Source organism: Paraeggerthella hongkongensis, from assembly GCF_003726035.1.
GTDB classification, from domain to species: domain Bacteria; phylum Actinomycetota; class Coriobacteriia; order Coriobacteriales; family Eggerthellaceae; genus Paraeggerthella; species Paraeggerthella hongkongensis.
On the sequence record NZ_QICD01000026.1, the window covers coordinates 1 to 24,800 of the forward strand.

Consider the following 24,800-nt stretch of genomic DNA (forward strand, 5'->3'; position numbering starts at 1 on the left):
ACCCCCAGCCCCGAACCCCAAACCTCTCGCTTTCCTGTGCGGGCATCGGCGGCGCCTAGGACGTCGGCGCGAGGACTCGCCCTTCGCGAAGCGGGCGGCGCCTTCTTGATACGGGAAGTTTTGCTGAGCGTTTCCCTCGCATGTTTCTTTACGGGCTCTTTGCCCGGATCTGACAACTCCCTTGCTTGAACTTGGGAGCTTCTTTACCTGCGCCTGAAGTGCCTTTTACCTCTCTTCCGTACGATTGATTGCGCGCACCGGAGATCCGATGCGCGCAACAACGAAACCGTCCGACGCGCACGTGTCGGAATCGCGAAAGGAAGAAAGCATGGCAGACGGGTTTCTGAGCAGGCGCCAATTCGTAGTGGGCGGCGCAGCGCTTGCGATGGCGGGCATGTTCGGCGCGATGACGGGCTGCACGGCTGGTGGAAGCGGCGCGGCGGCAGGCTCCTCCGAGTCGCAGACCGACGGCGGGTCCTCCGCTGAGCCTATCACCATGGTGTGGCTGCCCGACAACTCTTCGGCTGACATGACCTCCTCGCGCGAAGCTATCGGCGCGGCCATCACGGCGGCTTGCGGGCGCGAGGCGAAGCTGCTTACCACCACGGATTACAACGTGGCCATCGAGTCCATCGCTTCGGGCAAAGCTCAAATGGCCCTTTTGGGGCCCGAGGGCTACGTGCAGGCCAACAAGAAGAATCCCAAGGTGCAGGCTGCGTTCACCAACAGCGACAAGGACGGCGGCCTTGAAGGGGCTTGCTACTACAGCCGCATCTGCGTGCGCACCGAAGATGCCGAGCAGTACAAGAAGGGAAGCGGCTATTCCATCGAGGGCATCAAGGGCAAGTCCTTCTCGTTCGTGTCGGCCACGTCCACTTCGGGGTTCAAGGTTCCGTCGAGCGGCATTGTGAAGGAGTTCGGCCTGGATGGATCCGATCAGCTGCTGGAGGCCGGCAAGTTCTTCAGCGAAGTGCTGTTCGGCAACTCGCACGTGGGCTCGGTGGTGAACTTGCTTTCGGGCGACGCCGAGGCGGCGGCGTTCGACGACGTTGACGTGGACATGTACCTTGACCTCGTATCCGGCGAGCCCAACAGCATCGGCGCCGTGTACAAGGCGAAGGACAACGCCGAGGCCCCCATGGACACGGTGCGCGGCAAAAGCTTCACCATCATCGCGCTCACGCCGGTTCTGAACTCGCCCATCTGCTTCAACGAAGAGGCGATTTCTGATGACGATCGCACGAAGATCGTCGAGTACTTCTGCTCCGATGCGGTTGCCGGCAACAAGCAGATCTTTATCGATCCTGAAGACAAGAGCGCAAAGGGACTGTTCAAAAAGGAATCTGAGAAGACTCGCTTCATTAAGACCGACGATGCGTGGTACGAGCCGATCCGCAAGCTGGGCGGGGCGGAGTAATGCTCGACGTGCGCGTATCCACTGCGTCGGGGGCGCCCGCGTCGGCGGATGCTTCGCCTGGGAGGCAGAAGCATCGACCCGACAGCCTGCTTGACCTGCGCGGCGTGACGAAAAGCTATGACGGTTGGTCCAAGGCGCTCGACGGGGTATCGCTTTCCTTGGCCCCCGGGGAGTTCGTCAGCATCATCGGATGCTCGGGCGCGGGCAAGTCCACGCTGCTGCGGTGCGTGAACCGGCTGATCGATCCTACGCAAGGGTCGGTCCTGTTCGACGGTCGGGACGTGACGGGCGTGCGAGGCCGCGAACTCCGCGCGTGCCGCCGCCGCATCGCGATGGTGTTCCAGCACTACAACCTGGTGTATCGCGCCACCGCCATCGAGAACGTGTTGCAGGGTCGCTTGGGCTACAAGTCTACGCTTGCGGGCATGCTGGGCCTGTTCAGCGAGGAAGAAAAGCGCCGCGCGTTCGAGATTCTCGATCAGGTGGGCTTGGCGGATTTCGCTTATACGCGCACCGACCAGCTGTCCGGAGGGCAGAAGCAGCGCGTGGGGATCGCCCGCGCGCTGGTGCAGGACCCATTGCTCATGCTGGCCGACGAGCCCATTGCCAGCCTGGATCCGAAGTCGTCCCGCACCGTTATGGAGCACTTGCGATGGGCTGCCGACGAACTGGGCGTTGCCTGCCTGGTCAACCTGCACCAGGTGGATTTCGCGTGCGAGTTCTCCGACCGCATCGTGGCCCTCAAGAAAGGCCAGCTGGTGTTCGATGGCTCTCCCGACGATCTGACCGAGGAGATCATCGCGGACATTTACGATTCGGGCGAAGAGGATGAATCCGCATGCGGCGAAGCGCTGCATGCGGACGGAAAGCCGCAGCCCTTGTCCGACGAGTCGACGGGAGAGGCTGCATGACCGATCGTGTTATGGGGCTCGCGCCCGTTGCGGCGGCGCGGGCGAAACTGCGGAGGCGAGACGCCGCGCCGCGCGGCCAGTACGACGGATCTTTCTTCCTGCGCCGCACGGTGTCCCTTGTTGCCGCGGCGGCGGTGTTCGTTGCACTCGGAGCGCTGTCGGGCACGTATGTGGGATTCGATTTCGTTCGGGCGGCGCTTGACGTTCCCGGTGGGTTCGTATGGATGGCCACGCAGTTCGTTCCGTCCGTTTCGTCCCTTCAGAAGCTGGACGCCATCCTGCCCGCACTGGGGTCGACCGTGCTCGCTTCGATCGCGTCAAGCTGCACGGCGGCGATTCTAGCGTACGCATGCGCGGTTCTCGGCTCTCGCTCGGTGGGGATAGGCGGCCCGGTTTCCTTCGCGGTACGGGCCGTTGCATCGTTGTTTCGCAATATTCCGGTGGTTGCCTGGGCGTTCATCTTGCTGTTCTCGTTCAAGCAAAGCGAGTTCACGGGCTTCTTCGCGCTGTTCTTGACCAGTTTCGGCTACTTGACCAGGTGTTTTCTGGAGAGCGTCGACGAAATGGGCTCCGGTCCCGTGGAAGCGTTGCGCGCCGCGGGAGCCAGTTACGGGCAGATCGTGGCCCAGGCCGTCATCCCCATGAGCATCACGTCGGTTATGAGCTGGGTGCTGTACATGATCGAGACGAACATCCGCGATGCGACGCTCATCGGTCTTTTGACGGGAACGGGCATCGGCTTCGTGTTCGACGTGTACTACAAGAGCTTTCGTTACGACATCGCCGGTTTGGTTATCTTGCTGATCATTTTGGCGGTCGTTGCCTGCGAGCTCACGTCGAACTACGTGAGGAGGAAGATCATATGATGCGCAACGCCGATGAGGCGGCTGTGCCTTCGAGTGCGCGCGTTGCGCGATCGGGCAAGATCAAGGTTCACGTGCCGACTGCGTCGAACGTGGCTCTGTGCGCGGTTTTGAGCATTCTGGCCGTAGTGACCGCGTTTGCGTTGGCGACCATGAATTACGGCAAAGTGCCGTTCTTCGCCGCGATGGCTGCCGCCGTCGAGGATTTCTTCATGATGATGCTGCAGCCGGGCCTTGGCGGGCACTTCACGCTGCCCGAGGTGATGGAGGGCTTGTTCGTGTCGTTGGCGCTGGCGCTGCTCACGACGTTCATAGGCGCGGTGATCGCGTTCGTGCTGGGGCTTTTGGCGGCGTCGAACCTATCGAGCAAAGCCGTGAGCAACGTCATCAAAGTGTTCATGAGCGTGGCGCGCGCCGTCCCCACCATTTTATGGGTGCTCGTGTTCTCGGTGGCTATCGGCCTGGGTCCCGAGGCGGCGGTTACCGGCCTGCTGTTTCACAGCGTGGCGTACCTGGTGAAAGCGTATTCGGAAAGCTTCGAAGAGGTGGACGCCGGCGTGCTGGAGGCGTTGCGCGCAAGCGGCGCTTCGTGGTGGCAGGTGGTGTTTCGGGGCGTGGTGCCCGAGAAGGTGAACGAAATGCTCTCGTGGACGTTTATCCGCTTCGAGATCAACTTCGTGAACGCGGTGGCCGTGGGGGCCGTGGCGGGTGCGGGCGGCATCGGCTACCAGCTGTTCTTGGCGGGAAGCTTTTACTACAACATCCATGAAGTGGGGCTGATCGTGTACCTGTGCTTGGCGGTGGCCGTGGTGCTGGAGGTGGTGGCCACGAAGCTGCGGAAGCGCTATATCGTGCAGCGATGAGCTTCGCGTGCGGAGGGGTTTGTGGTGGTTGGGATTCAGATTGCGATGAAAGGAACGTTGTGACTTTGAAGCGATACGAACGCACGCGTGCCCTTGTGGAGGGAGATCCTGCGCTGATGCGGGCAATCGTATGCGAGATCGAGCGCGACGAGGCGCCGGGCGCCATCGTCGTGCTCGACGATCCTCGCGAAGAGCTGGTGATGATGCAGGTGCGCGAAACGGCGCAAGGAGCCCTGTTCTATCTGGGCGAAGCGCTGGCAACGTCGTGCCGCGTACGCATAGGGGACGCCGTCGGCCTGGGATTGGTTCTGGGAAGCGACCGGTGTCGCGCCTACGAGCTGGCCGTGGTGGATGCGGCGTTTTCCGGCGAAGGGGGAGCGGCGCGCGCTCGGCGTTGGGAGCCGCGGCTCGTCGGCGAACTTGCTCGCATTGCCGAGCGAGATGCGGCCGATGCGCGCCGCGCTGCCGCGACGCGCGTTGATTTCTCGACCATGGAGGTGGAAGCATGATGATAAGGGAGGATGCGGACCTGCATCGCATGCAGGAGACATTTCGCAGCGTGCTGGACGCGTTCGCGTACCCGGGCACCGTTCATCGCATCGAGGTCGCGCCCGACAACCCTGCGCGTCCGGCGGCGTTGTGCGCTGCGCTCGAATCGGTCGTGCGGTTGTTCGTGGACCAGGCGGTGACGTTCGCCGTGGCCGATGTGGAGCCGGACGCCCTGGCTGCGTACGTCGCTGGCGAATCGCATGCATCCCGCGCTTCCGTTCGCGATGCCGCGTTCGTCATCGTGCCGGCCCGCGCGGATGCGAGCATGGCGGCCGAAGCCGTGCTGGAGTCGTGCTGCGGAACGCTGATGGCTCCGGAGAAGGGGGCCACTCTGCTCATGGGCTGCACGCGCATCGTGGGATCCGCCGCTGCGTGCGAGCGAACCGATCCGGCGATGTTCGCCGTCGAGGTGCGCGGGCCGGGCGTGCGGGACGTGAACCGCTTTGCCGTCGACCGCATCGGCTGGGCGGAGGTCCGCGAGGCTCGCAAGGACGAGTTTCCGTGCGGCGTGGAGATAGTGCTTGTTGATCCTGCGGGCAACATGGTGGCCGTCCCCCGCAGTTCGCGCGTGGCATGGGCTGCCGTGCCCGCTGCGAAGGAGGTGCTCTAAATGGGATACGTTGCGGTTCGCGGCGGCGGCAAGGCTATCGAGGAAAGTCTCAAACTGCTTGAGCTTGAACGCGTCGGATCTTCGGCGGCGTGGGGAACCGACCAGATAGAGGGCATGTTTCCCGAGTTGGTCGACCAGGTGATGGGCGAGGCGTCGCTGTACGCCCCGCGCTTGGCGGCGCTTGCGCTCAAGCAGGCGCAAGGATCGCCCGACGAGGCGGTGTTTCTGCTGCGCGCGTTTCGTTCGACGCTGGAGCGCCCGTACATTTCGCGGCCCATCGATACGAGCCGCATGCGCGCGAACCGCCGGGTTTCGGCTGCGTTCAAGGACGTTCCAGGGGGACAGATCCTCGGTGCCACGCGCGATTACAGCCATCGGTTGCTCGCGTTCGATCTGGAGGTCGAAGACGAGGAGGCCCTTGCGGAAAAACGCGCGGCGCTGTTGCGTCATTTCGACGAGGATGCCTGCGCCGCAGCTGCCGCTTCGGCCGTTGACGACGCATCCTCCGCGGCGCTTCCGCGCGTTTTGGACTACCTGCGCGGCGAAGGCCTGGTCGAGCCCGTGCGGCGCGATGACACCCCGCCGATTGACGCCACTATGGTCCCCCTTACGTTTCCCGCGCCGCGTTCCGTGCGCCTGCAAACGCTTGCGCGCGGCATGACGCAAGCCGTCGAGGCGCTGGGGTACGCGGCCATCCGCGGCTTCGGTCCCGCGCACCCTACGGTGGGAGAGCTGCGTCGGGGCGCGGTCGCGGTGTCGGTCGATCACCCGTTGGAGGCGGGCGGCGCCGAAGACGCGTATTACCTGGGATCGGTTCCCGTCACCGAAGTGGAAAGCGTGTTCATGTCCCATGAGGACGAGGCTGCGAACCGCTCGGCCGGCTTGTCTTTGGCCGTGGGCTACGGCTGCGTGATCGGGCGCGCCGAGACGAAGGCCATCGCCATGAGCGTGCTCGATCGTTGCCTGGAGTTGGGCGATGCGCGCTATCCCACCGAAGACGAGGAGTTCGTTTTGTACCACGTGGACGGCGTGGAGGCTACGGGTTTCATCTCGCATCTCAAGCTGCCGCATTACGTCACGTTCCAATCGAAGCTGTCGAGCGTGCGCGGCACGCGCGAGGAAGGGAAGGAGCCCGCCGATGCAGCAGCGCTATAATTACGCGTTTTTCGACGAGGCGTCGAAGCGCGAGATCCGCCGCGCGATCATCAAAGGCGTGTCCATTCCCGGTTATCAGGTGCCCTTCGCATCGCGCGAGATGCCTATCGGGCGCGGGTGGGGCACGGGCGGCTTGCAGATCACGCTCAGCCTGATCGGGCGCAGCGACGTGCTCAAGGTGATCGACCAGGGGTCGGACGACAGCGTGAACGCCGTCAACATCAAGAAGCTGGTGGCCGATACCACCGACGTCGAGGTCACCGATGCTACCGAAGAGGCCACGTTGGTGCAGTCGCGCCATCGCATTCCCGAGCAGCCGTTGCGCGCAGACCAGGTGCTGGTTCTCCAGGTGCCCACGCCCGAGCCGTTGCGCGGCTTCGAGCCGAGCGAGGCCGTCACCCGGCGCTTGCATGCGGAGGCCGATTACACGGGAGCGTGGTTGGAGCTGTTCGACCAAATCGTGCGCTTCAACATGACCACGACGGGCGCCGATCATCCCGTGCTCGTGCACGGTCGCTACGTCATGGCCCCGTCTCCCATTCCTCGTTTCGACAATATGAAGCTCCACCAGACCGATCATCTGACCTTGTTGGGCGCGGGCCGCGAGAAGAAGATATACGCGGTGCCTCCTTACACGAACGTTGCTCCCTTGGATTTCGAGGACTATCCCTTCGCGGTGGAGCGCTTCGACGGCAAGCAGTGCCGCTTGTGCGGCGCTCGGGACGTGTACTTGGACGAACTGGTGGACGAGGAAACCGGCGCCGTGTTCTATCAGTGCAACGACACCGCATATTGCGCTTCGTCGGCTTGCCAGCCGACGAACCCGCCCGACGCTGCGGCGCCTTCCGGCACCGAATCTTGCGGCTCCGAACCCTCCTCGCGTGCAAAAGCACGCTTCGTCGGGCTCTCCCCGCAATCTTCGGCACCGGAAGACCCCTCGCTGACTTTGCGAACGACCAGCGATTCTTTGGAAGGAGCGACCCATGCTTGATGCACGGCAATTCGGCGCAGGCGAAACGCCCAGCTTGTCGGTGCGGCACCTGTCGAAGCGGTTCGGTTCCGGTTGCTCGTATTGCCTGGATGCGTCGGCGCAGCTCGAGCGCAACGTGTGCCCGCGCTGCGGCACGGTGCATGCGGTGCGGGACGTGAGCTTGGACGTGTTTCCCGCCGAGATCGTGGGCGTGGTGGGCGAATCGGGCAGTGGAAAGTCCACGTTCATGAAATGCCTGTTCTTCGACGAAGAGGCAACGTCGGGCGACGTTCGCGCGCTGCCGTACGACGGCGGTGCGGCCAACCTGTTCGATCTGTCGTCGCAGCAGCGCCGGGCTATTCGGAACACGGTGTTCGGCATGGTGTACCAGAATCCGTACCTGGGGCTGCGGATGGACTTTTCCAGTTTGTCCAATATCGCCGAGCAGATGATAGCCGCAGGAAGCCGTAGCGTGGGAGCCATGCGGGCACGGGGCGAGGATTTGCTGGAACGTGTGAACATACCGCAGACGCGGGCGGTGGAGCCTCCGCGTAATTTTTCCGGCGGCATGCAGCAACGCGTCCAGATTGCGAAGGCCCTGTCCAACAACCCGCCCATCCTGTTGCTCGACGAGGTGACCACGGGGCTCGACCTGTCCGTGCAGGCCGCCGTGCTCGATCTTATCCAGCAGATCAGACGCGACTTCAACGTGAGCATGCTGGTGGTCAGCCACGATCTGGGCGTTATCCGCATGCTGGCCGATCGCACGCTGGTGATGCTGGACGGTCGCGTCATCGAAAGCGGCCTGACCGATCAGATCCTCGAAGACCCCCAGCATGCCTACACCCAGCAGCTGGTTTATTCGCTGCTCTGACGAGCAGCGGGTTCCGGCGGTCTGCCGACCTCCGGAACCGCCCGACGCTGCGGGCGCTTCCGGCACCCGATCTTGGCGCTCCAGGCTCTCGTCGCGTGCAAAAGCACGCTTCCTCGAGCCTTCGCGCCAATCTCGAGCACCGCAAGCCCCCTCGCTGACTTACTACGCCAACCAGCACGCCCCACATGCCGCCTGGCGGCGGCATGGGCAGGTCGCTTCGCTCCTGCCCGACCAACTCCCGAAAGGATTCCTCCCCATGGACAACAGCTCTTGCATCATCCGCGGCGGCACGGTGGTGTGCGCCGATCGCGTGCTGCCCGATCACGACGTTGTCGTGATCGATGGGCGCATCGCCTCCATCGAGCCTTCGAGCGTGTCGGATTTCGACGCACAGCCCGATTCCGTCGTCGGGGTGCTTCCCGTGGTCGATGCACGCGGCGCGTACGTGGCCCCCGGACTCATCGACATCCATTCGGACTACGTGGAAAACGTGGCCTCGCCGCGCCCCAGCGTGGTCATGGATTTGAGCACGTCGTTGTACAAGGCCGACCGCGAGCTGGTGTCGCACGGCGTGACCACCATCTTCCATTCGCTTTCGGTGTACGGGGCGCACATCTTCGACCATAAGCCCATTCGCGATTTCGGAAACGTGAGCGCGCTCATCGACCGCGTGGCGGCCCTGCGCGCCGGCGAGGAGCGCGACCACCTCATTCGCCACCGCCTGCACATGCGCGTGGAGCTGGACTCGGTGGATCTGTACGACGACATCGAGGAGTTCCTGCGTTCGGGCAAGGTTGATCTGGTGTCGTTCATGGACCATACCCCCGGCCAAGGCCAGTACCGCGATCTGCTGGTGTTCGGCGATACGCTCAAGGGATACCGCGACGTTTCCGACGAAGAGGTGCGCGACATCGTCCGCCAGCAGCAGGAAAGCCAGAAAATGACGTACGCCCAGATCACCGCCTTGGCGTCCATCGCGCGCGAGCGCGGCGTGTCCATTGCCTCGCACGATGACGACAGCGCGGAGAAGCTCGCCTTCATGGACGGTTTGGAGGCCACCATCTCCGAGTTCCCCATTTCGCTCGACGTCGCGCGCGAGGCGCGGGCGCGCGGCATGCACACGATCGCCGGGGCGCCCAACGTCATGCTGGGCCACAGCCATTCGGGCAATCTGAGCGCGCGCGAGGCCGTGCAGGCCGGCGCGATCGACGTGCTGTGCAGCGACTACTATCCGGCGGCGCTGCTCGATGCCGTGTTCACGCTGCGCGATTGCTGCGGGCTGGATATCGCGCGGGCGTTTTCGCTGGTCAGCATCAACCCCGCAAAGGCTGCGGGCATCGCGGACGAGGTGGGCTCCCTTGCCGTGGGCAAGCGCGCGGACATCTTGCTGGTGCGCGAGATCTCCTGCGGAGAGCCCGCCGTCCGCTCTTCGGGAGCGCCGGCGCAAGGCGCGAGCAGGCGCACCATGCCGGTGGTCACGCGCGCGTTCGTGGGCGGCCATTCCGTGTTCCGCTCGCATTATCCCGACCAGCCGTGTGGGTACGGACGGGACCTTGCCGTGTGCGACAAGGCCGTTCGCGCGCCCCGCGCCGCGTGCGTCGAGGTGATGTAGCATGGTCGCCGAGCGTTCCGACGGCCAGCAGCGTTGCGCGGCCGCCCAGGGGGTTCTTGCAGCCCCCTTGCTCCAGATCGAGGGCTTGTCGAAGTCGTTTCTGCTTCATCGGGTGGATCGGCGGATCCAAGGGTGCCAGGACGTCACGTTCTCCATCGCCCCCGGCCAGTTCGTGGGCATCACCGGCCGCAGCGGCAGCGGGAAGTCCACCATCTTGCGCTGCATCTGGCGCACGAACCTCCCCGAGCGGGGGCGCATCCTGTACGACTCCGCGCGCTTCGGCCTGGTGGACATCGCCCAGGCCACGCAGCGCCAGATGCTGTACCTGCGTTCCTTTGAGTTGGGCTACGTGTCCCAATTCCTGAACGCCCTGCCGCGCCAAACCGCGCGCGACATCGTGCTGAGAAGCGCGCTGGAGGCCTATGGCGCCGCCGAGCGCGAGCGGGCGGAGTCGGAAACCGAACGGATGCTTCGCCACTTCGACCTGGACGAAGAGCTGTGGGAACTGTATCCGCGCACGTTCTCGGGAGGCGAGAAGCTGCGGCTCAACATTGCAGCTGCCATGATCAAGCGTCCCCGGCTGCTGTTGCTCGACGAGCCCACGGCGTCGCTCGACAACGCATCGAAGCTGAAGGTGCGCGATCTTATCCAGCAGCTCAAGGCCGAGGGAACCACCATGCTCGGCATTTTCCACGACCTCGAATTCATGGAAGGGTTGTGCGATCATGAGTTCAACATGCAGGAAGGGATGATGGCGTGATCGAAGATCTCCATGTGCATACCACCGTCTCGGACGGCTCGGACACGTTCGAGGAAGTCCTCGAACAGGCGCGCCAGCGCGGCATCGGGCGCGTGGCGTTCACGAACCACGACACCACGCGAGGGCTCGACCAGGCTTTTTCGCTGGGCGATCGCCTGGACGTGCGCGTGGTGGGCGGCGTGGAGGTAAGCGCGTACGATTTCGAGCGCATGCGCAAGGTGCATGTGCTGGGCTTGGGTCTGCGCGAAGGGGCGCCTGCGGTGGAGGCTCTGTGCGCGCCCACGCTCGAGCGCCGCAACGCGAATTCGCTCTGGCAGCTGGATCGGTTGGTGTCGGCCGGCTATCGCGTTGACGTGGCGGCGGCGCTTGCGCTGGGATGCGCTTCCACGGCGCTGTACAAGCAGCACATCATGGCGGCGCTCACCGACGAGCCCTACGTGTCCGCCGCCTATCGCGCTCTGTATCGAAGCCTGTTCAAGAACGGCGGCATCTGCGATCGCGACATCGCGTACGTGGATGCGCGCGACGCCGTGACGGCCATCGTGGAGGACGGAGGGCTGGCCGTTTTGGCGCATCCCGGTCAGCTGGGCAGCTACGATATGGTCCCGGCGCTCGTGGAATGCGGCCTGGGAGGCATCGAGCGGTTTCATCCCGACCATACCCCCATCGATCATGCGCGCTGTGCGCACGTGGCCGAACGCTACGGATTGGCATGCACGGGCGGGTCGGATTACCATGGCCGGTTCGGCGGGATCCCGTACGTGGGCTTTCGCATCCCTGCCGCCTAGCCGCCGCGCCCGCCGCTTGTGGCCCAGGGGCGTCCCCGCCGTTTCCCAAGCGCTCCATCGCTTTAGTGCGCTAAACCGAAAAACCTCCCGATTCGACCGCTCGGGGGCCATCATGTCCTGCCCGTCCACCTTCGGACGCATAGTTCTTTGATAAAAAGCGCTCGGAGCCGTATAGTGGTGCAACTGCATCTATATGCGCATGTTCGGAAAGAGCGAACATTGTGGAAAGGGGAGAAACATGAATATCAAGAAATGGAGTCTCGTCGCGATCGCCGGCATGCTGGCGGCAACGATGGCGCTGTTCGGTTGCTCGTCGGGCGACCAGGGCGGCGCTTCGAACGCGGCCGGTTCGGATGGCGGCGTCAAGCTGGTCAACGATGGCAAGCTCACCGTTGCCGCCTCGCTCGACTTCCCTCCGTTCGAGAACCTGAACGGCGACAAGCCCGAGGGCTTCGCGGTGGAGCTCATGAACGCGCTTGCCCAGGAGATGGGTCTTGAGTGCGAGTATCTGCCTTCCACCAAGTTCGACACCATCGTCCCGCTCATCCAAGCTGGCGGCAAGGCCGATGTGGGCGTTTCTTCGTTCACCATCACCGACAAGCGCCTGCAGCAGGTCGATTTCACCGATTCGTACTGCGACGTGAACCAGAGCCTCACGGTGCGCAAGGATTCGGGCATCACCGAGGTGTCCCAGCTTGAGGGCAAGAAGATCGGCGCTCAGTCCGGCACGACCGGCTACGAATGGGCCGCCGAGAACATCAAGGGCGCCGAAGTGACCGCGTATGACGAGATGACGGCCGTGTTCGCCGCTCTTGACTCCGGTCAGATCGATGCTATCTCCGTTGACCTGCCCGTTGCCAACTACTACGTCAAGGCGTACTCCGACTGCCAGGTCATCAAGGAGATTCCCACGGGCGAGCAGTACGCTATCGCGGTGAGCAAGGAGAATCCCCAGCTGACGAAGGATCTCAACGAAGCACTCAAGGCCGTGCGGGACAACGGCACGTATGACGAGCTTGTTGCCAAGTGGCTCAAGTAGTCTGATCTGCTCGCATTATGAACATCATCAACGGTGCAAAAATGCACATTGCTCGTGTCGCAGTGGTGTTGGCCGCTGCGGCACTTGCCGTTTCGTTGGCCCAGCCCCTGTGCGCGCAGGCGTTAGAGACACAGCGTTGGAGCGCCCAGCCCAACGACGCTGACGGCTCGCAGGTGCTCGGTGCCACGCCCACGCGCGTAACCTGGCAGGGTCAGACCGCCGAAGGCGAATCTTTGTCCCAGGTGGTCATCGACCTGCCGGCAGGCTCCACGGTCGAGGCCGACAACGTGAAGGTCACGGTCATGAACGGGCTCGATCGTCTGGATGTGGCGGCTCAGGCTGCGGTGAACGGCACGCAGGTGACCGTCGCGTTCCCCGATCCCACCCCCGCCGGCTCGCTTGTCATGGTGGAGTGCAACCGCACCTTGCTGCCGGGCGAGGGCGGTACGTTCGGGTTGGCCGGCAGTTACAACACGGCCGATGGGCAGCAGCACGATATGCCTGCAACCGATAAGACCTTCGACGTGGTCAGCACGTCCCCGGCCGATCAGCTGTCCAGCTGGCTCGGCCAGCAGGAATGGGTGAAGGCGTGGAACTCCAACAAGTTCCTGCACCTGTTCTTCGACCCCACCATCGTGGTGACGTCGATCCCCACCGTGTTCTCCGGATGGCTCGTGGCGCTTGCCTTGGTGGTGGTCAGCTTCCCGCTGTCCATTCCCTTCGGTCTGATGTGGTCGTTCCTCCGCATGGCCAAAAGCCGTATTCCGCGCGCCATCGGCGCAACGTACATCAACGTCGTGCGCGGCACCCCGCTGTTCCTGCAGATCTACATCGCGTTCTTCGGCTTGCCGCTGCTCGGCATCAAGATGGACCTGTTCGTGCTGGGAGCCATCGTGCTGGTGCTGAACTCGAGCGCCTATTTGGCCGAGATATTCCGCGCGGGCATACAATCCATCAACACCGGCCAGTTCGAAGCGGCGCGCTCGTTGGGCATGAACGGCGCGCAGACCATGTTCTACGTGATCATCCCGCAGACCATCCGTCGCGTTATTCCCACCATGACCAGCGAGTTCATTCTCATGTACAAAGATACCTCGCTCTTGGCTGCGGTGGGCGTCATGGAGATCATGATGTACTCGAAGACCATCACGGCCGCCACGGGCAACGTAACGCCCTACATCGTGGCCGCAGGCTTCTACCTGATCGTGACCATTCCCATGACGAAGTTCATCAACTCGATGGAGCAGCGCATGGCGGGCGGCCGCAAAAAGCGCAAGAAGGACTCGCATGCGGGGTTGGGCAGCAATCCGACCGATTCCATCCTGCCCGATTCCGATGCTGCCGTGGCGCGCAGCATCCGCATGTCCGAAACGTTCGCCGGGCCGGGCGCGTTGGGGGACGACCCCTCGCCGAGCGGTCGACTGGGCCATTAAGGAGGTGCTTGCATGAACGAGGCGAAAGAAGCTTCAGAAGCTCCCGTCGTGCGCATCGAGGGCCTGCGCAAGGCGTTCGGTGACAACGTGGTGCTGCGAGGCATCGATCTTGACGTGTACCGTGGGGAAGTGGTGGTCATCCTGGGGCCGTCCGGCTCGGGAAAGTCCACGCTCCTGCGTTGCGTGAACATGCTGGAAACGCCCACCGAGGGGCGCATCTTCTTCGAGGATACCGAGATCACCTCCAAGAAGACCGACATCAACAAAGTGCGCGCCAAGGTTGGCATGGTGTTCCAGAACTTCAACCTGTTCCCGCATCTCACGGCGAAGCGCAACGTGATGCTGGCTCAGCAGAAGGTGCTTCATCGCGGCAAGGAGGAATCCGAGCAGATCGCGATCGAGCAGCTTGAGCGCGTGGGCCTTGGCGAGCGCGTTGAGTACAAGCCCTCCGAGCTGTCGGGCGGCCAGCAGCAGCGCGTGGCCATCGCGCGAGCGTTGGCCATGGATCCGCATGTCATGCTGTTCGACGAGGCCACCAGCGCCCTTGACCCAGAGCTTGTGCGCGACGTTCTGGGCGTTATGAAAAGCCTGGCGAAAGCGGGCATGACCATGATCGTGGTCACGCACGAAATGGGCTTCGCGCGCGATGTGGCGGACCGCGTCATCTTCATGGACGGTGGCTTCATCGTGGAGCAGGGAACGCCGGAAGAGGTGTTCGACCATCCGAAGTCCGATCGCACCAAAGACTTCCTGGGGCATATCTCGTAACCTGTCCGAATACCGCGTAGGGAAACGAGGGCCGAACTCTTGGAGTTGCGGCCCTCGTTTTGCGTGCGGCGCCGGCGGCCGTTCGCTCGAAAGCGGCTGGGTTAGAGAAACAGCGCCATGTACAGCGGCAGGTGAACGATGCCGTCTTTTTCCATAATATCCTTGGTGTACAGGATGTAGCTCTCTCCCAGACGTCTGCCGAACCGATTTCGGAACTTATCGAGCGAGACGTGCTTTTGGTAGCGACCGGATTTCACTTCGACAGGCGAGATTTTCTTGCCGCCGGAAATAAGGAAGTCGATTTCCATGGTGTTCGCGCGGTTGTCCGAATCTGCTCTTGAGTAGAAGAACAGCCGGTGCCCGTTCGCGCGCAGCATCTGCGCCACCGCGTTTTCCGCGAGCATCCCTTCATTCACGCTCAACTTGTCAAGGAGGATGGCCCGATATAGGTCGTTGTCCTGGTACTTCTTATCCCAGAATGCAAGGCTGACCAGGAGGCCCGTATCTCCCAGGTAGTATTTGAAGGTCGAGTGCTCCGCGCTCATTTCCAGCGAACCGCTTGGTTCCTCTGCATTGAAGCATGGATTGACAACCATTGCCGCGTCAAGCCAGATGAAGGCATCTTCGTACGTCCGGGTGCGTGCGTTCTTTCCTAAAGAGGACAGTTTGAATTTCTTCTCTTTCCTCATCAGTTGCGAAGGTATGCGGTCGAATACTGCAAATACGCGGGCTTCGTATCCTTTCGCAAACTTGACGACGTCTTCCTGATAAAGCGTGAGGATGCGTCTTTTGATGCGATCGACCTGTTCAAGATCGCCGGACTCGATGAACTCGCTGACGGCTTGGGGCATTCCTCCAACAAGCATGTATTTCCTGAAGTCGTTCATCACTCGGTGGTGCAGCGCTTGGCCTAGGGGTGCGCGTTTCTCGAAGAAGGAGCGCAAAGCGGGAACGGTCGTTTCGTCGCCCATGGCCCACAAGAACTCTTCGAAGTCCAACGGGGTTGCAGGGATCGCATTGCGCGGTGGACTGGTTTTGGAACCCCATCGCCCGCTACCTCTTTGCTTCGGGCGGGTGAAAAAATTGGGCGCGAATGGGGACCTGTGACAAAATGCGAGCGTTGAAACCGCGCTTTTCCGAGCGGCCTGTCAGCAAAATGCCTGGTCGCGTTTTGCGGCGAAAGCCGAAAGCGCCTTGAGCCGCAGCTGAAAATGTCACAGGTCCCCATTCGCGCCCAATTTTTTCACCCGCGCCCGCGCTCGCAGGGGCGTCTCGTTCCCGCCGCATCGCGCCACGTTCCATCCCGTCTTCCAAGTTCTACGCTTCCCTTACGAAGCCCCCAAGCTCGGCTTCGAAGGGAGTATAGTGGGGGGTGCAGCCATGCTGCGTGAAACGGTGCCTGCGATCAGTGGTTTTCCTTCGCAAACATACTGGTATTCCTCCATAAATGATGTTAATATTGTAACAATTAAGGTGTCGAATAGGTTTCCAGAGGGAATTCGGCACGAGGGTGCAAGACGAGACAGTAAGGGGGTGTGCGATGGATATCTTCACCGATGCGGCGTTCCTTGCGCGATTGCAGTTCGCTTGCACGGCGGCCTATCACTTCATTTTCGTGCCGCTGACTATCGGATTGGGACTTATCCTTGCCATCAACGAAACACGGTACTACCGCTCGCGCAACGAGGCCGATGCGGCAGCAACCAAGTTCTGGGTGAAGATCTTCACCGCGACGTTCGTGGTCGGCGTTGCCACGGGCATCACGATGGAGTTCTCGTTCGGGACGAACTGGGCGGACTACTCCCGTTTTGTGGGCGACATTTTCGGCGCTCCTTTGGCGGCGGAGGCTCTGTTCGCGTTCTTCTTGGAGTCGGTGTTCCTGGGCGTGCTGCTGTTCGGGCGCAATCGCGTGTCTCCCAAGTTCTATATGGTGTCGGCCTGGCTCGTGTGGTTCGGGTCGTGCTTGAGCGCGCTGTGGATCCTCATCGCCAACTCGTGGATGCAGACGCCTGCGGGAGCCGAGCTTGCAGCCGACGGCTCCAAGGCCGTCATCACGGACTTCTTTGCAGCTGCATTGAATCCGTCGCTCATGGCGCGCTACTCGCACACCGTGGTGGCGCTGCTCATCGTGGGCGCGTTCGTGGCCATGGCCGTCGCCGCATGGTACCTGCTCAAGGGCAAGCATGCCGACTTCGCCATGAAGACCATGAAAATCGGCGCGGTGGTAGGCATCGTCACTACCGTTGTGATGCTGGGCACGGCCCACTCTTCGGCCGTGGTCGTTTCCGAGGAGCAGCCTACCAAGCTGGCTATGATGGAGGGCATGTACGAGTCCGAGGCCCCCGCCCTGTACCTGTTCGGATGGGTGGACGAAGAGGCTCAGGAGGTCATCACCCCGTTCTACATTCCGGGCGGCACGAGCTTCTTGGCAACGGGTACGTGGGATGCCGAGTTCCAGGGCCTCAACGACCTTGCCAAGTCCGAGAAGTACGGCGACTTCGACCCGTCGACCGCTCCCGTGAACTTCGTGTTCCAGACGTACCACTTGATGGTGGCCCTGTTCGGCCTGATCGCCATCACGGTGTTCTTGGCGCTGTTCTTCACCCTGCGCGGGGGCAAGATCAAGAACATGAAGTGGCTGCAGCGTTTGATCCTCATTTCCCCGGTGTTCCCGATGCTGGCCATCCAGGCCGGTTGGTTCACGGCTGAGGTCGGACGTCAGCCCTGGGTGGTCTATCCGTCCGCAACGGGCCCGGATGGCGTGAGCCTGCTGACGAACGAGGGCGTCTCCCAGTCGGTTTCCAGCGTCGAACTGCTCATTACCATGGTGCTGTTCCTGGTGGTCTACACGTTCTTGATGGTGGCGTGGGCGCGCGTCCTGGGCCGCTTCATCAAGGAAGGCCCCGTTGTCGAGCCTGCGTTGAAGAAGGAAGGTGAGTAGTCATGGAAATCACGTTCTTCCAGGGACTGTGGTTCCTGCTGATCTTCGTGCTCATCGCTGGTTATTTCGTGCTCGACGGATTCGATTTGGGCGCCGGCGTGCTGTACCCGTTCGTTGCGAAGAACGATCGCGATAAGGCTATCGTGCGTCGCAGCATCGGGCCGGTGTGGGACGGCAACGAGGTATGGCTACTCACGGCGGGCGGTGCGCTGTTCGCGGCGTTCCCTGCGGCGTACGCCACCACGTTCTCCGGATTCTACCTTGCGGTCATGCTGGTGCTGTTCGGCTTGATCGTGCGCGCGGTTTCCCTTGAGTATCGCGGCCATGATCCCCAGTGGGGGAAGGTGTGGGACGGTTGCTTCACGGTGGGCTCACTTTTGCCGGCATTGCTTTTGGGCGTGGCCGTGGGCAACATCTACGCGGGCATTCCCATGGACGCCAACGGCGATTACGCGGGCATTCCGCTGCTGGGCCTGATCACGCCGTTCACGCTCCTGTGCGGTCTTTTGGGCTTGGCCATGTTCTTGGCGCAGGGCGCTGCGTGGCTGTCGCTGAAGGCTCCTAAGCCAAGCGACCTTCAAGCTCGTGCGGCGAAGCTGCGCCTGCCGTTGCAGGTGATTGCGCTGGTCCTGTTCGCGGCGGTGTCGGTGTACGGCCACTTCATCATCCAGCCGGCCATGGATCCCGCTCTTGGCGCGTTGCGCTGGGTGTTCGCGATCTTGGTTCTGGGCGGCATCGGCGCATCGATCTTCTTCGCGCTCAAGAAGGATTGCGACCTGGGCGCGTTTCTTGCCCAGTCCGTTTCGGCGGCGATGCTGGTGGGATTGCTGGCTGCTTCCATGTTCCCGAACCTGGTGGTTGCGTCGGCTGATAGCGTAGGCCCCGCCATTACGGCGATGAGCGCGGCGTCTTCCGAGCTTTCGCTTATGTGGATGACCGGAATCACGTGCGTGGGCTTGCCGCTGGTGCTGGCGTACCACGTCATCATCTACCGTACGTTCCGCGGTCGGGTGACCGAAGAGGATCTGGCTCACTACTAGGCAAGCGCCCGCAAGCGGGTATGTTGACCAGGGTGTTCTTGGGGCGGGGCCGTTGCGTGCGGCCCCGCTTTTCTTGTTTGAGAACCGAATCGATCGGTAAAGCATGATGCGAATCTTCGGCCTGAATCTATTGCATCGGCGGCGCCGTCGGTATAATGCCTAACCAGCCCCTTGGGTTTAACGACGCCGAATACGTGAGGACTAGTATGAGCACCGAGAATAATCCCAACCAGCCCCAACAGCATGTCATGCCGCCAAATCCCGAAAGCAATCAATCTGTTGCGCCGCCGGTTCCCGGTCAGCAGCCTGTTCATTCGCCTTCGAACGGAAAAGCAGCAGGCGCGCTTGCATGCGGCATTCTTGCTATCTTGTTCGCTTGGATGCCCTTGCTTGGCGTGGCGCTTGGCGTGGCGGCCATTGTTTTGGCCGGCAAGGCAGTAAAGGAATCCGGAAAAGATGGTAAGGCCACGGGCGGAAAGGCCTGCGGCATCATCGGGATCGTGCTGGCGGTGCTTTCGCTTGTTCTCTACCTGGTCCTGTTCAGCTTCGGTACCATGGCTTACCTGATGGCGGGATCGACCAGCACCGAGTACCTTTCCTCGTTGTCGACAGAAGATGTCCGCGCGAACGAGGCCGATATGGAGGCCGTTGCCGCGGCTGAATACGACAGGATCAAAAACAAGGATGCTGCGTTGGTTCAGCAGATTGCAGCCAGCGTTGATAAAAGCTTCGCTTCTGCAGCTCATTACGGGCTTGCTGATCTGGGGCTCGATCCCCAAACGCTTGCTGAGTGGATGCTGACCGATTTCGATTACGATCTTGACGGCGCGTACGACAACGGTGACGGAACCGGAACCGTTTATGCGAACGTGACCGTGCGCGATGCGACCGCTTTTGCTAACGCGTTCGTGGCCGACGTTCAGGCGGCGCTCGATTCAGGTCAGCTGGATGGTTTGGACGAAGCTGCCATAAGGGCCAAGCTTGGCGAGATCTACGCTTCTTCCATGGCGAAGTCAACGGGCACTACGACCAATTACTCTGGGATATCGCTTATTCAGCAGGGCGATGCGTGGAAGGTCGATCAGGATGCCTGGGACGTTGAGCTCAAGCGTTTGCTGGGACTGTACTACTAGAACATGAAAAGCGCCGCGGCTCGTTTCAGTACGAGGCGCGGCGCTCGATGGCTGCGTGCGCTAGGCCAGCTTCTGGCCCAGCATTTGGGCGGCAGCCGCTTTGTCGAAGTTGCCGCCGGTCTTTCCCGTGAGGGCGCCCATGATGCGTCCCATGTCCTTTTTCGACGATGCGCCCGTTTCTGCAAGCACCTTGTCGATCAAAGAGGCCAGCTCGTCGCCCGACACCTGCTTGGGCAGATAGCTTTCCAGCACGGCTACCTGCGCGGTCAGCGTGTCGGTGCGCTCCTGGTCGTTTCCTGCTTTGATGGACCCGTCGAGCGTTTCCCTCGTCTGCTTGATCAGGCGCTTGAGCATGGCGTCCACGTCGGCGTCCGTGATCTCGCGGCGCTCGTTCACCTCGATGTTCTTGATCTCGCCGTGCACTTGGCGCAGGATCGACAGGCGAGGCTTGTCCTTTGCCTTCATGGCTGCCTTGATCTCGTTTTGCAGTTCCTCGTAGTTCATGCGCTTCCTCTTTCGCTTGCGGCCGTCGTTCGCGTTCGAGTATACCTTACTGCGAAACCGCTACGAACTTTTCGTTTTCCAGATTGACTTTCTTGACGCCCTCTTTTTGCAAAAGCTGCTTCAGGGCGTCATCGGCTCCGCTTCCGTACATCGCGATACCTTCCTCGTTGGGCAGTTCGTACCATTGGCCCTTTTCGCCCACCAATCCGTTGTTGTCGCAGATGTACTTGGCTCTCCATCGATCCCCTTTGCTTATGCGCTTTTCGGAGCCTGCGTACAGGAACACGTGGGCGGCGGAATTGTCGTAGCTTTTGAACTGCAGGTAGTACGTCTCTTTGCCGTTCGTCGATTGCACCGAAGGCCACTGCGTTATGCCGGCTGCCGTTGCGTAGTTTTGTCGGCGGGTATCGTCTCCTTCGGTCCCTGTTTGGCCGCCCAGCCAATTGACCATGGCGTCTTCGGGGCTCAGCCCATGCTTGGAGCATTTGATCACCATGTTTGCGGGCTCCTTCCCCAGTGCCAGGCTGTAAGATCCTCCCGTGGGGCACAGGTCGTGGTTGCTATTGCCCTCCTTGAGTTGGGCGATGTATCCGTCCAGCATGCTTTGAGTGGGCGTTTCGTCCGTCAGCAGGTAGTTGTCGGCCACCATGACCTTCAACGATCGTCGATTGGCGGCGCAAGCGGCCTCCTCGGCGCCTTGGGTCGCGCCGGTGAACACGGGCACAGCGATGGCAACCAGCACGAGCACGATGGCTGCGACTACCAGCAATTCTGCCAGCGTGAAACCTGCGGCGCCGGCTCGCTGCGAGGCGAAGCGACGTGCAGCGACGTGATCCTTCATGAAGCTCCTTCCCTGATACGCTGTGCAGTGCGGGCGTGGGCGCGAATCGGCACCTGTGACAATGCAGAGGCTCAGAAAAGACCGTTTTCCAGGCAGCTTAATCGTAAAATGCCCGGTCGCAGTTTATGGGCGCGAAAAAACAGCTTCGCCTTGCGTTGAAACCGTCACAGGTGCCGATTCGCGCCCGCCTCTACGCTCGCGCCTGCACTCCGCATCCGCACCTGCGCTTGCACTTGCGCAGCGACAAACGCCCTTTTGGATTCGTTTGCCGCCGGTGGGTTTTCTACCGCATCGAAAGCTCCCTAAACTGTTGCACAGAGAGGCCCTCAGGCGCATCATAGCTGCTTGAGGTAAAGTTTACAATGGGGCGCAGCATTGGCGTCTTTCGCCGTACCTGCGGCGATTCTCTCGCCGCGCACTTTGCGGGCGCAGGTTAGTGCCTTATGCAAAAACCTCGTTACAGGGTGGGATATAGCGCCGGAGCCTTTTGACCGCTCTGGTATGATGGACTCCAGTGTTAGAGCTATAGCGAGCAAAAGGACTTCCATGAAAGAATTGCCGGCCAATCAACTCAATCCGAAAATCAAGTCGGTGTGGCGAATAAGCGACGCAGTGTGGCTTACCGTCGTGTTCCTGTGCTGCTTCGTGCCGTTTGCAATAGCGGCGGTGGCGGATGCGTCTCCTTGGATCTTCGTTGTTTTGGCGGCTATCGCGGCAGTGTACGTGGTGTCGCTGGTCCTGTGCCTGATCGTCTTGCCGCCCATTCGCTTCATGCGCTGGCGCTACGAGCTGTCCGATGACTATCTGGACATTGCGAAGGGCATCGTCTGGCGCAAACGCTACATTATCCCGTTCATTCGCGTGCAGAACACCGATACGCGCCAAGGGCCCATCCTGCGCGCGTTTGGGTTGGCGAGCGTCACCGTTGCTACGGCTGCGGGGGAGCATGAGATCCCCGGCCTTGACGCCGATACAGCCGAGCAGCTGCGCGACAAAGCCGCCGAACTGGCTCGCTTGGCGCAGGAGGACGTGTGATGTCGGACTTCCAGCAGCAAGCGATTCCGTCCGAACCGGCGCAACCCCAACCTCAGGCCGACCAGCTCCAGCGCCATCATGTGCACCACAGCTACATCTGGTTGAACAGCATCCAGGTGGTTGTTACTTTGTTTGTGGTAATGGCGTTCACTTCCATTTCCTCAATTATTGGATTTTTTGCAGATGGACAAACATTCGGCCCTGGCGGTATTCCTAAGATCTTCCTGATGTTGGGCGTGGGCGTTGTCGGCTTCGTTCTCCTAGTGGGTTTGATAGGGCTTATCCAGTGGTGGTCGTACAAGCATTTGTATTACGAACTGGGGGCCGAGGAGTTCAATCTGTATTCGGGCATCTTCAACAAGAAGCGCGTTCACGTTCCCTATCAGCGCATACAGTCCGTCGATCAGCGGGCTACCCTTATGCAGCGCATTTTCGGCGTGTGCACGGTGAGCATCGATACGGCCGGCGGCGCTGCCAACAAGGCGGTCCAGGTTCCCTATGTGCAGAAAACACGCGCCGAGGAACTGCGCAGAGAGCTGTTTGCGCGCAAGCAGTTCGCGGTCGCCGTGCAAAGCGGGGCGGCTCCCGAAGCTGCTGCCCAGGCTGTTGCGGCAGCAACCGGCGTGCTTGTTCCTGGCACGATGGGAGTTGCTGCGGATCGGCCTGCATCCAACGTGCTGGATGCTCCTGCCGAGATCTGGCAGGACGTGCGTGGCGTGTTTGGCGGGCAGCACGTCGATACCGGTGCTGTCAGCTACGAATACGGCCTATCGAACAAAGAGCTTGTTTTCACGGGCCTGTCGAACCACACGGCGTTTTGGGTGGTTGTCCTGGGAGCCTTCGGTGCTGTCAGCCAGCTTGCTTCCTTGTTTTCCGGTGCGGCGGAGCCGATGGTCGATCAAGCGGTCACGTTGGGCACGCATTTGTTCGGGGGCAACTTGATCGCATTGGGCGTTGCTGCGTTCTTCGTAGGATCCGTTGTGATCTGGGCCATATCGGCGGTTGGCGCTTGTCTTTCGTATGGCGGGTTTCGTGCGTGCCGTCGCGGCAGTCGCATCGAGGTTGAGCGCGGTTTGCTGCAGCATCAGTTCCAGGGCGTTGACGTCGATCGCGTGCAATCGATCATGGTGAAGCAGAGCTTCATTCGTCGGCTTATCGGCTATTGCGAGATATCGTTGGGCAAGATCGACGCGGCTGCGGAAGGCTCGGACGAGCAGCAGCAGGGGTTTGCTCCGCAGGGCGTCGTCATCCATCCGTTCGTGAAACTCAGCCGCGTGCCGGAGATCTTGGCCGGTATCGCCCCCGAGTTTGCCGACGTGCCGGTTGAGACCACGCCCGTTGCTCCCGTTGCGCTTAGGCGCGCGCTCATTCGACGCTGTCTGTTGCAGGGCACGGGCTTTTGGCTGGCCGTTGTTATTGCCGCCGGACATATCGCCGTCAACATCGCCGCAAACCCGGCGGATCCGACGCAGGCTGCGTCCCTCGGATTCGTCAACGCGGGTGCGTGGGCGGGTTACGCGCTGTGCGTGGCGCTGCTCGCGTTCGACGTTGCAGGGTCCATCTTGTGGTTTCGCGGCTCGGGATTCGCATACAACGATCGGTTCATGCAGGTGAGCAACGGCGGCTTGGCGCGTGAGACCATCAGCTTCCCTCGCAAGAAGATTCAGTTCGGCTATGCGAAGTCGAACCCCTTCCAGCGTCGAGCCGGCACCGCTACGGTTAACGCCCGTACGGCGGCGGGCATCGGAGGCACTACCATTCGCTTGATCGATGCGCGCGTCGAGGATGCGCAAGATTGGCTCGAATGGATCAAGCCCCATGGAAATGTGATACAGTAGAGCTATGGATACCCAAGCGACATCTGGCAAACAAAGCCCCCGAAGCACGGAGCCCGGCGCTGCCAACGCGCGGCCCGATGCCCTGGGGGACTCTTCCGCGAAGCCTCCGGCTCCCGCTTGGACGCCCTCGCAGTTCAAGCCAGATAATTTCGCCAGCATGCGTCGCGACCGCCACAAGGTTTCGAACACGTCGGCTAGCGCGGCGAACAAGGCTCGCAACGTGCGGGAGTACACGCTTGGCGAGGAAATCGCCAACTCCATCACGCATGGCATTGGCGCTTTGCTGGCCATTGCCGCAATCCCCATCTTGGTGGTGCGCGCGCTCGATGACGGCGGCGGCGTGTATCTGTTCGCCGCCCTTGTGTACGCTCTGACCATGCTGCTTGAATACACCATGTCCACGCTCTACCACGCCATTGCGGTCGATCGTGCGAAGAAAGTGTTCAAGATTCTCGATCACAGCTGCATCTACTTGTTTATAGCGGGTTCTTACACGCCGTTTTGCCTGATCTCTCTTGCGGATCACGGTGGCATGTGGCTGTGCTTGTTCGTATGGGCGGTCGGGTTGGCCGGCGTGGCGTGCGAAGCGTTCTGGGTGTTTCGTCCCCGTTGGATTTCGGCGCTGCTGTACTTGCTCATGGGTTGGTGCGTCGTGTGGTTTTTGCCGGTGCTGGTTTCGGCTATCCCTGCGCAAGGCCTGTGGCTGCTCGTGGGCGGCGGCGTGTGCTATTCCATCGGGTGCATCTTCTACGTCCTGAAGAAGATTCCCTACATGCATTCGATTTTTCATCTATGGGTTCTTGCCGGCAGCGTTTTGCAGTTTTTGGCTATCGCGCTGTACGTCATGTAAACAGGA

The 24,800-nt window shown here is 61.6% G+C and carries 24 protein-coding genes; 21 read left to right on the top strand and 3 right to left on the bottom strand.

Annotation, left to right across the window (positions count from 1 at the left end):
- The first annotated feature begins 328 nt into the window (after positions 1-328).
- From DMP08_RS10090 to DMP08_RS10160, 15 genes are all read left to right on the top strand, one after another.
- The gene (locus DMP08_RS10090) at positions 329-1,417 is read left to right on the top strand and encodes a phosphate/phosphite/phosphonate ABC transporter substrate-binding protein (RefSeq protein WP_123192766.1); all 1,089 of its coding nucleotides are present in this window, start codon (positions 329-331) and stop codon (positions 1,415-1,417) included.
- On the top strand, positions 1,417-2,328 hold the full coding sequence (gene phnC / locus DMP08_RS10095) for a phosphonate ABC transporter ATP-binding protein (protein ID WP_123192767.1): 912 nt from the start codon (positions 1,417-1,419) through the stop codon (positions 2,326-2,328). The genes DMP08_RS10090 and phnC overlap by 1 nt, the downstream gene beginning before the upstream one ends.
- A complete protein-coding gene (locus DMP08_RS10100) occupies positions 2,325-3,194 on the top strand; it encodes a PhnE/PtxC family ABC transporter permease (RefSeq protein WP_123192768.1) in 870 nt (289 codons plus the stop codon). The genes phnC and DMP08_RS10100 overlap by 4 nt, the downstream gene beginning before the upstream one ends.
- Entirely contained in the window at positions 3,191-4,054 is an 864-nt protein-coding gene (locus tag DMP08_RS10105; protein ID WP_123192769.1) for a PhnE/PtxC family ABC transporter permease, read from the top strand. The genes DMP08_RS10100 and DMP08_RS10105 overlap by 4 nt, the downstream gene beginning before the upstream one ends.
- 59 nt (positions 4,055-4,113) lie before the next feature.
- Complete coding sequence (gene phnG, locus DMP08_RS10110) at positions 4,114-4,563, top strand: phosphonate C-P lyase system protein PhnG (protein WP_244596928.1); 450 nt, start codon at positions 4,114-4,116, stop codon at positions 4,561-4,563.
- Positions 4,560-5,213, top strand: coding sequence for a phosphonate C-P lyase system protein PhnH (gene phnH / locus DMP08_RS10115; protein WP_123192771.1), 654 nt, complete (start codon positions 4,560-4,562; stop codon positions 5,211-5,213). The genes phnG and phnH overlap by 4 nt, the downstream gene beginning before the upstream one ends.
- The gene (locus tag DMP08_RS10120; protein WP_123192772.1) at positions 5,214-6,368 is read left to right on the top strand and encodes a carbon-phosphorus lyase complex subunit PhnI; all 1,155 of its coding nucleotides are present in this window, start codon (positions 5,214-5,216) and stop codon (positions 6,366-6,368) included. It begins immediately after the preceding gene.
- Positions 6,352-7,359, top strand: a complete 1,008-nt coding sequence (locus DMP08_RS10125; RefSeq protein ID WP_123192773.1) for an alpha-D-ribose 1-methylphosphonate 5-phosphate C-P-lyase PhnJ — start codon at positions 6,352-6,354, stop codon at positions 7,357-7,359. Before DMP08_RS10120 ends, DMP08_RS10125 begins: the two co-directional genes overlap by 17 nt.
- Entirely contained in the window at positions 7,352-8,212 is an 861-nt protein-coding gene (locus DMP08_RS10130) for an ATP-binding cassette domain-containing protein (RefSeq protein WP_123192774.1), read from the top strand. Before DMP08_RS10125 ends, DMP08_RS10130 begins: the two co-directional genes overlap by 8 nt.
- A gap of 256 nt (positions 8,213-8,468) precedes the next feature.
- On the top strand, positions 8,469-9,824 hold the full coding sequence (locus tag DMP08_RS10135) for an alpha-D-ribose 1-methylphosphonate 5-triphosphate diphosphatase (RefSeq protein ID WP_123192775.1): 1,356 nt from the start codon (positions 8,469-8,471) through the stop codon (positions 9,822-9,824).
- Between the two features lies 1 nt (position 9,825).
- Positions 9,826-10,584 (top strand): phosphonate C-P lyase system protein PhnL, encoded by a 759-nt coding sequence (locus tag DMP08_RS10140; protein ID WP_244596929.1) that lies wholly within the window; start codon positions 9,826-9,828, stop codon positions 10,582-10,584.
- The gene (phnPP, locus tag DMP08_RS10145; RefSeq protein ID WP_123192776.1) at positions 10,581-11,372 is read left to right on the top strand and encodes a phosphoribosyl 1,2-cyclic phosphate 1,2-diphosphodiesterase; all 792 of its coding nucleotides are present in this window, start codon (positions 10,581-10,583) and stop codon (positions 11,370-11,372) included. The genes DMP08_RS10140 and phnPP overlap by 4 nt, the downstream gene beginning before the upstream one ends.
- A gap of 238 nt (positions 11,373-11,610) precedes the next feature.
- A complete protein-coding gene (locus DMP08_RS10150; protein WP_123192777.1) occupies positions 11,611-12,411 on the top strand; it encodes an ABC transporter substrate-binding protein in 801 nt (266 codons plus the stop codon).
- Between the two features lie 41 nt (positions 12,412-12,452).
- A complete protein-coding gene (locus tag DMP08_RS10155) occupies positions 12,453-13,844 on the top strand; it encodes an amino acid ABC transporter permease (protein ID WP_123192796.1) in 1,392 nt (463 codons plus the stop codon).
- 12 nt (positions 13,845-13,856) lie between these two features.
- Positions 13,857-14,612, top strand: a complete 756-nt coding sequence (locus tag DMP08_RS10160; protein WP_123192778.1) for an amino acid ABC transporter ATP-binding protein — start codon at positions 13,857-13,859, stop codon at positions 14,610-14,612.
- Between the two features lie 101 nt (positions 14,613-14,713).
- Here DMP08_RS10160 and DMP08_RS10165 read toward each other — a convergent pair whose 3' ends face one another.
- Positions 14,714-15,583 carry an ATP-binding protein gene (locus DMP08_RS10165; protein ID WP_123192779.1) on the bottom strand — a complete coding sequence of 290 codons (870 nt, stop codon included), beginning with the start codon at positions 15,581-15,583 and terminating at the stop codon, positions 14,714-14,716.
- Positions 15,584-16,152: 569 nt separating this feature from the next.
- On the opposite strand from DMP08_RS10165, the gene DMP08_RS10170 reads away from it, so the two are divergent.
- From DMP08_RS10170 to DMP08_RS10180, 3 genes are all read left to right on the top strand, one after another.
- Complete coding sequence (locus tag DMP08_RS10170) at positions 16,153-17,553, top strand: cytochrome ubiquinol oxidase subunit I (protein ID WP_123192780.1); 1,401 nt, start codon at positions 16,153-16,155, stop codon at positions 17,551-17,553.
- A gap of 2 nt (positions 17,554-17,555) precedes the next feature.
- A complete protein-coding gene (cydB, locus tag DMP08_RS10175) occupies positions 17,556-18,593 on the top strand; it encodes a cytochrome d ubiquinol oxidase subunit II (protein WP_123192781.1) in 1,038 nt (345 codons plus the stop codon).
- 206 nt (positions 18,594-18,799) lie between these two features.
- Positions 18,800-19,726, top strand: coding sequence for a DUF4190 domain-containing protein (locus DMP08_RS10180; protein WP_123192782.1), 927 nt, complete (start codon positions 18,800-18,802; stop codon positions 19,724-19,726).
- A 60-nt stretch (positions 19,727-19,786) separates the two neighbouring features.
- Here DMP08_RS10180 and DMP08_RS10185 read toward each other — a convergent pair whose 3' ends face one another.
- Both DMP08_RS10185 and DMP08_RS10190 read right to left on the bottom strand, forming a co-directional pair.
- Positions 19,787-20,230: a GatB/YqeY domain-containing protein gene (locus DMP08_RS10185; RefSeq protein ID WP_123192783.1), complete on the bottom strand. Its 444-nt coding sequence runs from the start codon at positions 20,228-20,230 to the stop codon at positions 19,787-19,789.
- A gap of 46 nt (positions 20,231-20,276) precedes the next feature.
- The gene (locus tag DMP08_RS10190; RefSeq protein WP_123192784.1) at positions 20,277-21,071 is read right to left on the bottom strand and encodes a prepilin-type N-terminal cleavage/methylation domain-containing protein; all 795 of its coding nucleotides are present in this window, start codon (positions 21,069-21,071) and stop codon (positions 20,277-20,279) included.
- Positions 21,072-21,617: 546 nt separating this feature from the next.
- On the opposite strand from DMP08_RS10190, the gene DMP08_RS10195 reads away from it, so the two are divergent.
- From DMP08_RS10195 to trhA, 3 genes are all read left to right on the top strand, one after another.
- On the top strand, positions 21,618-22,106 hold the full coding sequence (locus tag DMP08_RS10195) for a PH domain-containing protein (protein ID WP_123192785.1): 489 nt from the start codon (positions 21,618-21,620) through the stop codon (positions 22,104-22,106).
- Complete coding sequence (locus DMP08_RS10200) at positions 22,106-23,944, top strand: PH domain-containing protein (RefSeq protein ID WP_123192786.1); 1,839 nt, start codon at positions 22,106-22,108, stop codon at positions 23,942-23,944. The genes DMP08_RS10195 and DMP08_RS10200 overlap by 1 nt, the downstream gene beginning before the upstream one ends.
- 220 nt (positions 23,945-24,164) lie before the next feature.
- On the top strand, positions 24,165-24,794 hold the full coding sequence (gene trhA / locus DMP08_RS10205) for a PAQR family membrane homeostasis protein TrhA (RefSeq protein WP_244596930.1): 630 nt from the start codon (positions 24,165-24,167) through the stop codon (positions 24,792-24,794).
- Positions 24,795-24,800 lie beyond the last annotated feature (6 nt).

Bases quoted from the DNA above. Each gene is read 5' to 3' on its own strand.
- DMP08_RS10165 (WP_123192779.1), bottom strand. From the start codon at position 15,583: ATGGGCGACGAAACGACCGTTCCCGCTTTGCGCTCCTTCTTCGAGAAA.
- DMP08_RS10190 (WP_123192784.1), bottom strand. From the start codon at position 21,071: ATGAAGGATCACGTCGCTGCACGTCGCTTCGCCTCGCAGCGAGCCGGC.
- DMP08_RS10185 (WP_123192783.1), bottom strand. From the start codon at position 20,230: ATGAACTACGAGGAACTGCAAAACGAGATCAAGGCAGCCATGAAGGCA.
- DMP08_RS10125 (WP_123192773.1), top strand. From the start codon at position 6,352: ATGCAGCAGCGCTATAATTACGCGTTTTTCGACGAGGCGTCGAAGCGC.
- DMP08_RS10090 (WP_123192766.1), top strand. From the start codon at position 329: ATGGCAGACGGGTTTCTGAGCAGGCGCCAATTCGTAGTGGGCGGCGCA.
- DMP08_RS10180 (WP_123192782.1), top strand. From the start codon at position 18,800: ATGAGCACCGAGAATAATCCCAACCAGCCCCAACAGCATGTCATGCCG.
- DMP08_RS10155 (WP_123192796.1), top strand. From the start codon at position 12,453: ATGCACATTGCTCGTGTCGCAGTGGTGTTGGCCGCTGCGGCACTTGCC.
- DMP08_RS10150 (WP_123192777.1), top strand. From the start codon at position 11,611: ATGAATATCAAGAAATGGAGTCTCGTCGCGATCGCCGGCATGCTGGCG.
- DMP08_RS10105 (WP_123192769.1), top strand. From the start codon at position 3,191: ATGATGCGCAACGCCGATGAGGCGGCTGTGCCTTCGAGTGCGCGCGTT.
- cydB (WP_123192781.1), top strand. From the start codon at position 17,556: ATGGAAATCACGTTCTTCCAGGGACTGTGGTTCCTGCTGATCTTCGTG.
- DMP08_RS10135 (WP_123192775.1), top strand. From the start codon at position 8,469: ATGGACAACAGCTCTTGCATCATCCGCGGCGGCACGGTGGTGTGCGCC.
- DMP08_RS10120 (WP_123192772.1), top strand. From the start codon at position 5,214: ATGGGATACGTTGCGGTTCGCGGCGGCGGCAAGGCTATCGAGGAAAGT.
- DMP08_RS10200 (WP_123192786.1), top strand. From the start codon at position 22,106: ATGTCGGACTTCCAGCAGCAAGCGATTCCGTCCGAACCGGCGCAACCC.
- phnH (WP_123192771.1), top strand. From the start codon at position 4,560: ATGATGATAAGGGAGGATGCGGACCTGCATCGCATGCAGGAGACATTT.
- phnC (WP_123192767.1), top strand. From the start codon at position 1,417: ATGCTCGACGTGCGCGTATCCACTGCGTCGGGGGCGCCCGCGTCGGCG.
- DMP08_RS10130 (WP_123192774.1), top strand. From the start codon at position 7,352: ATGCTTGATGCACGGCAATTCGGCGCAGGCGAAACGCCCAGCTTGTCG.
- DMP08_RS10100 (WP_123192768.1), top strand. From the start codon at position 2,325: ATGACCGATCGTGTTATGGGGCTCGCGCCCGTTGCGGCGGCGCGGGCG.
- DMP08_RS10195 (WP_123192785.1), top strand. From the start codon at position 21,618: ATGAAAGAATTGCCGGCCAATCAACTCAATCCGAAAATCAAGTCGGTG.
- DMP08_RS10140 (WP_244596929.1), top strand. From the start codon at position 9,826: ATGGTCGCCGAGCGTTCCGACGGCCAGCAGCGTTGCGCGGCCGCCCAG.
- DMP08_RS10170 (WP_123192780.1), top strand. From the start codon at position 16,153: ATGGATATCTTCACCGATGCGGCGTTCCTTGCGCGATTGCAGTTCGCT.
- DMP08_RS10160 (WP_123192778.1), top strand. From the start codon at position 13,857: ATGAACGAGGCGAAAGAAGCTTCAGAAGCTCCCGTCGTGCGCATCGAG.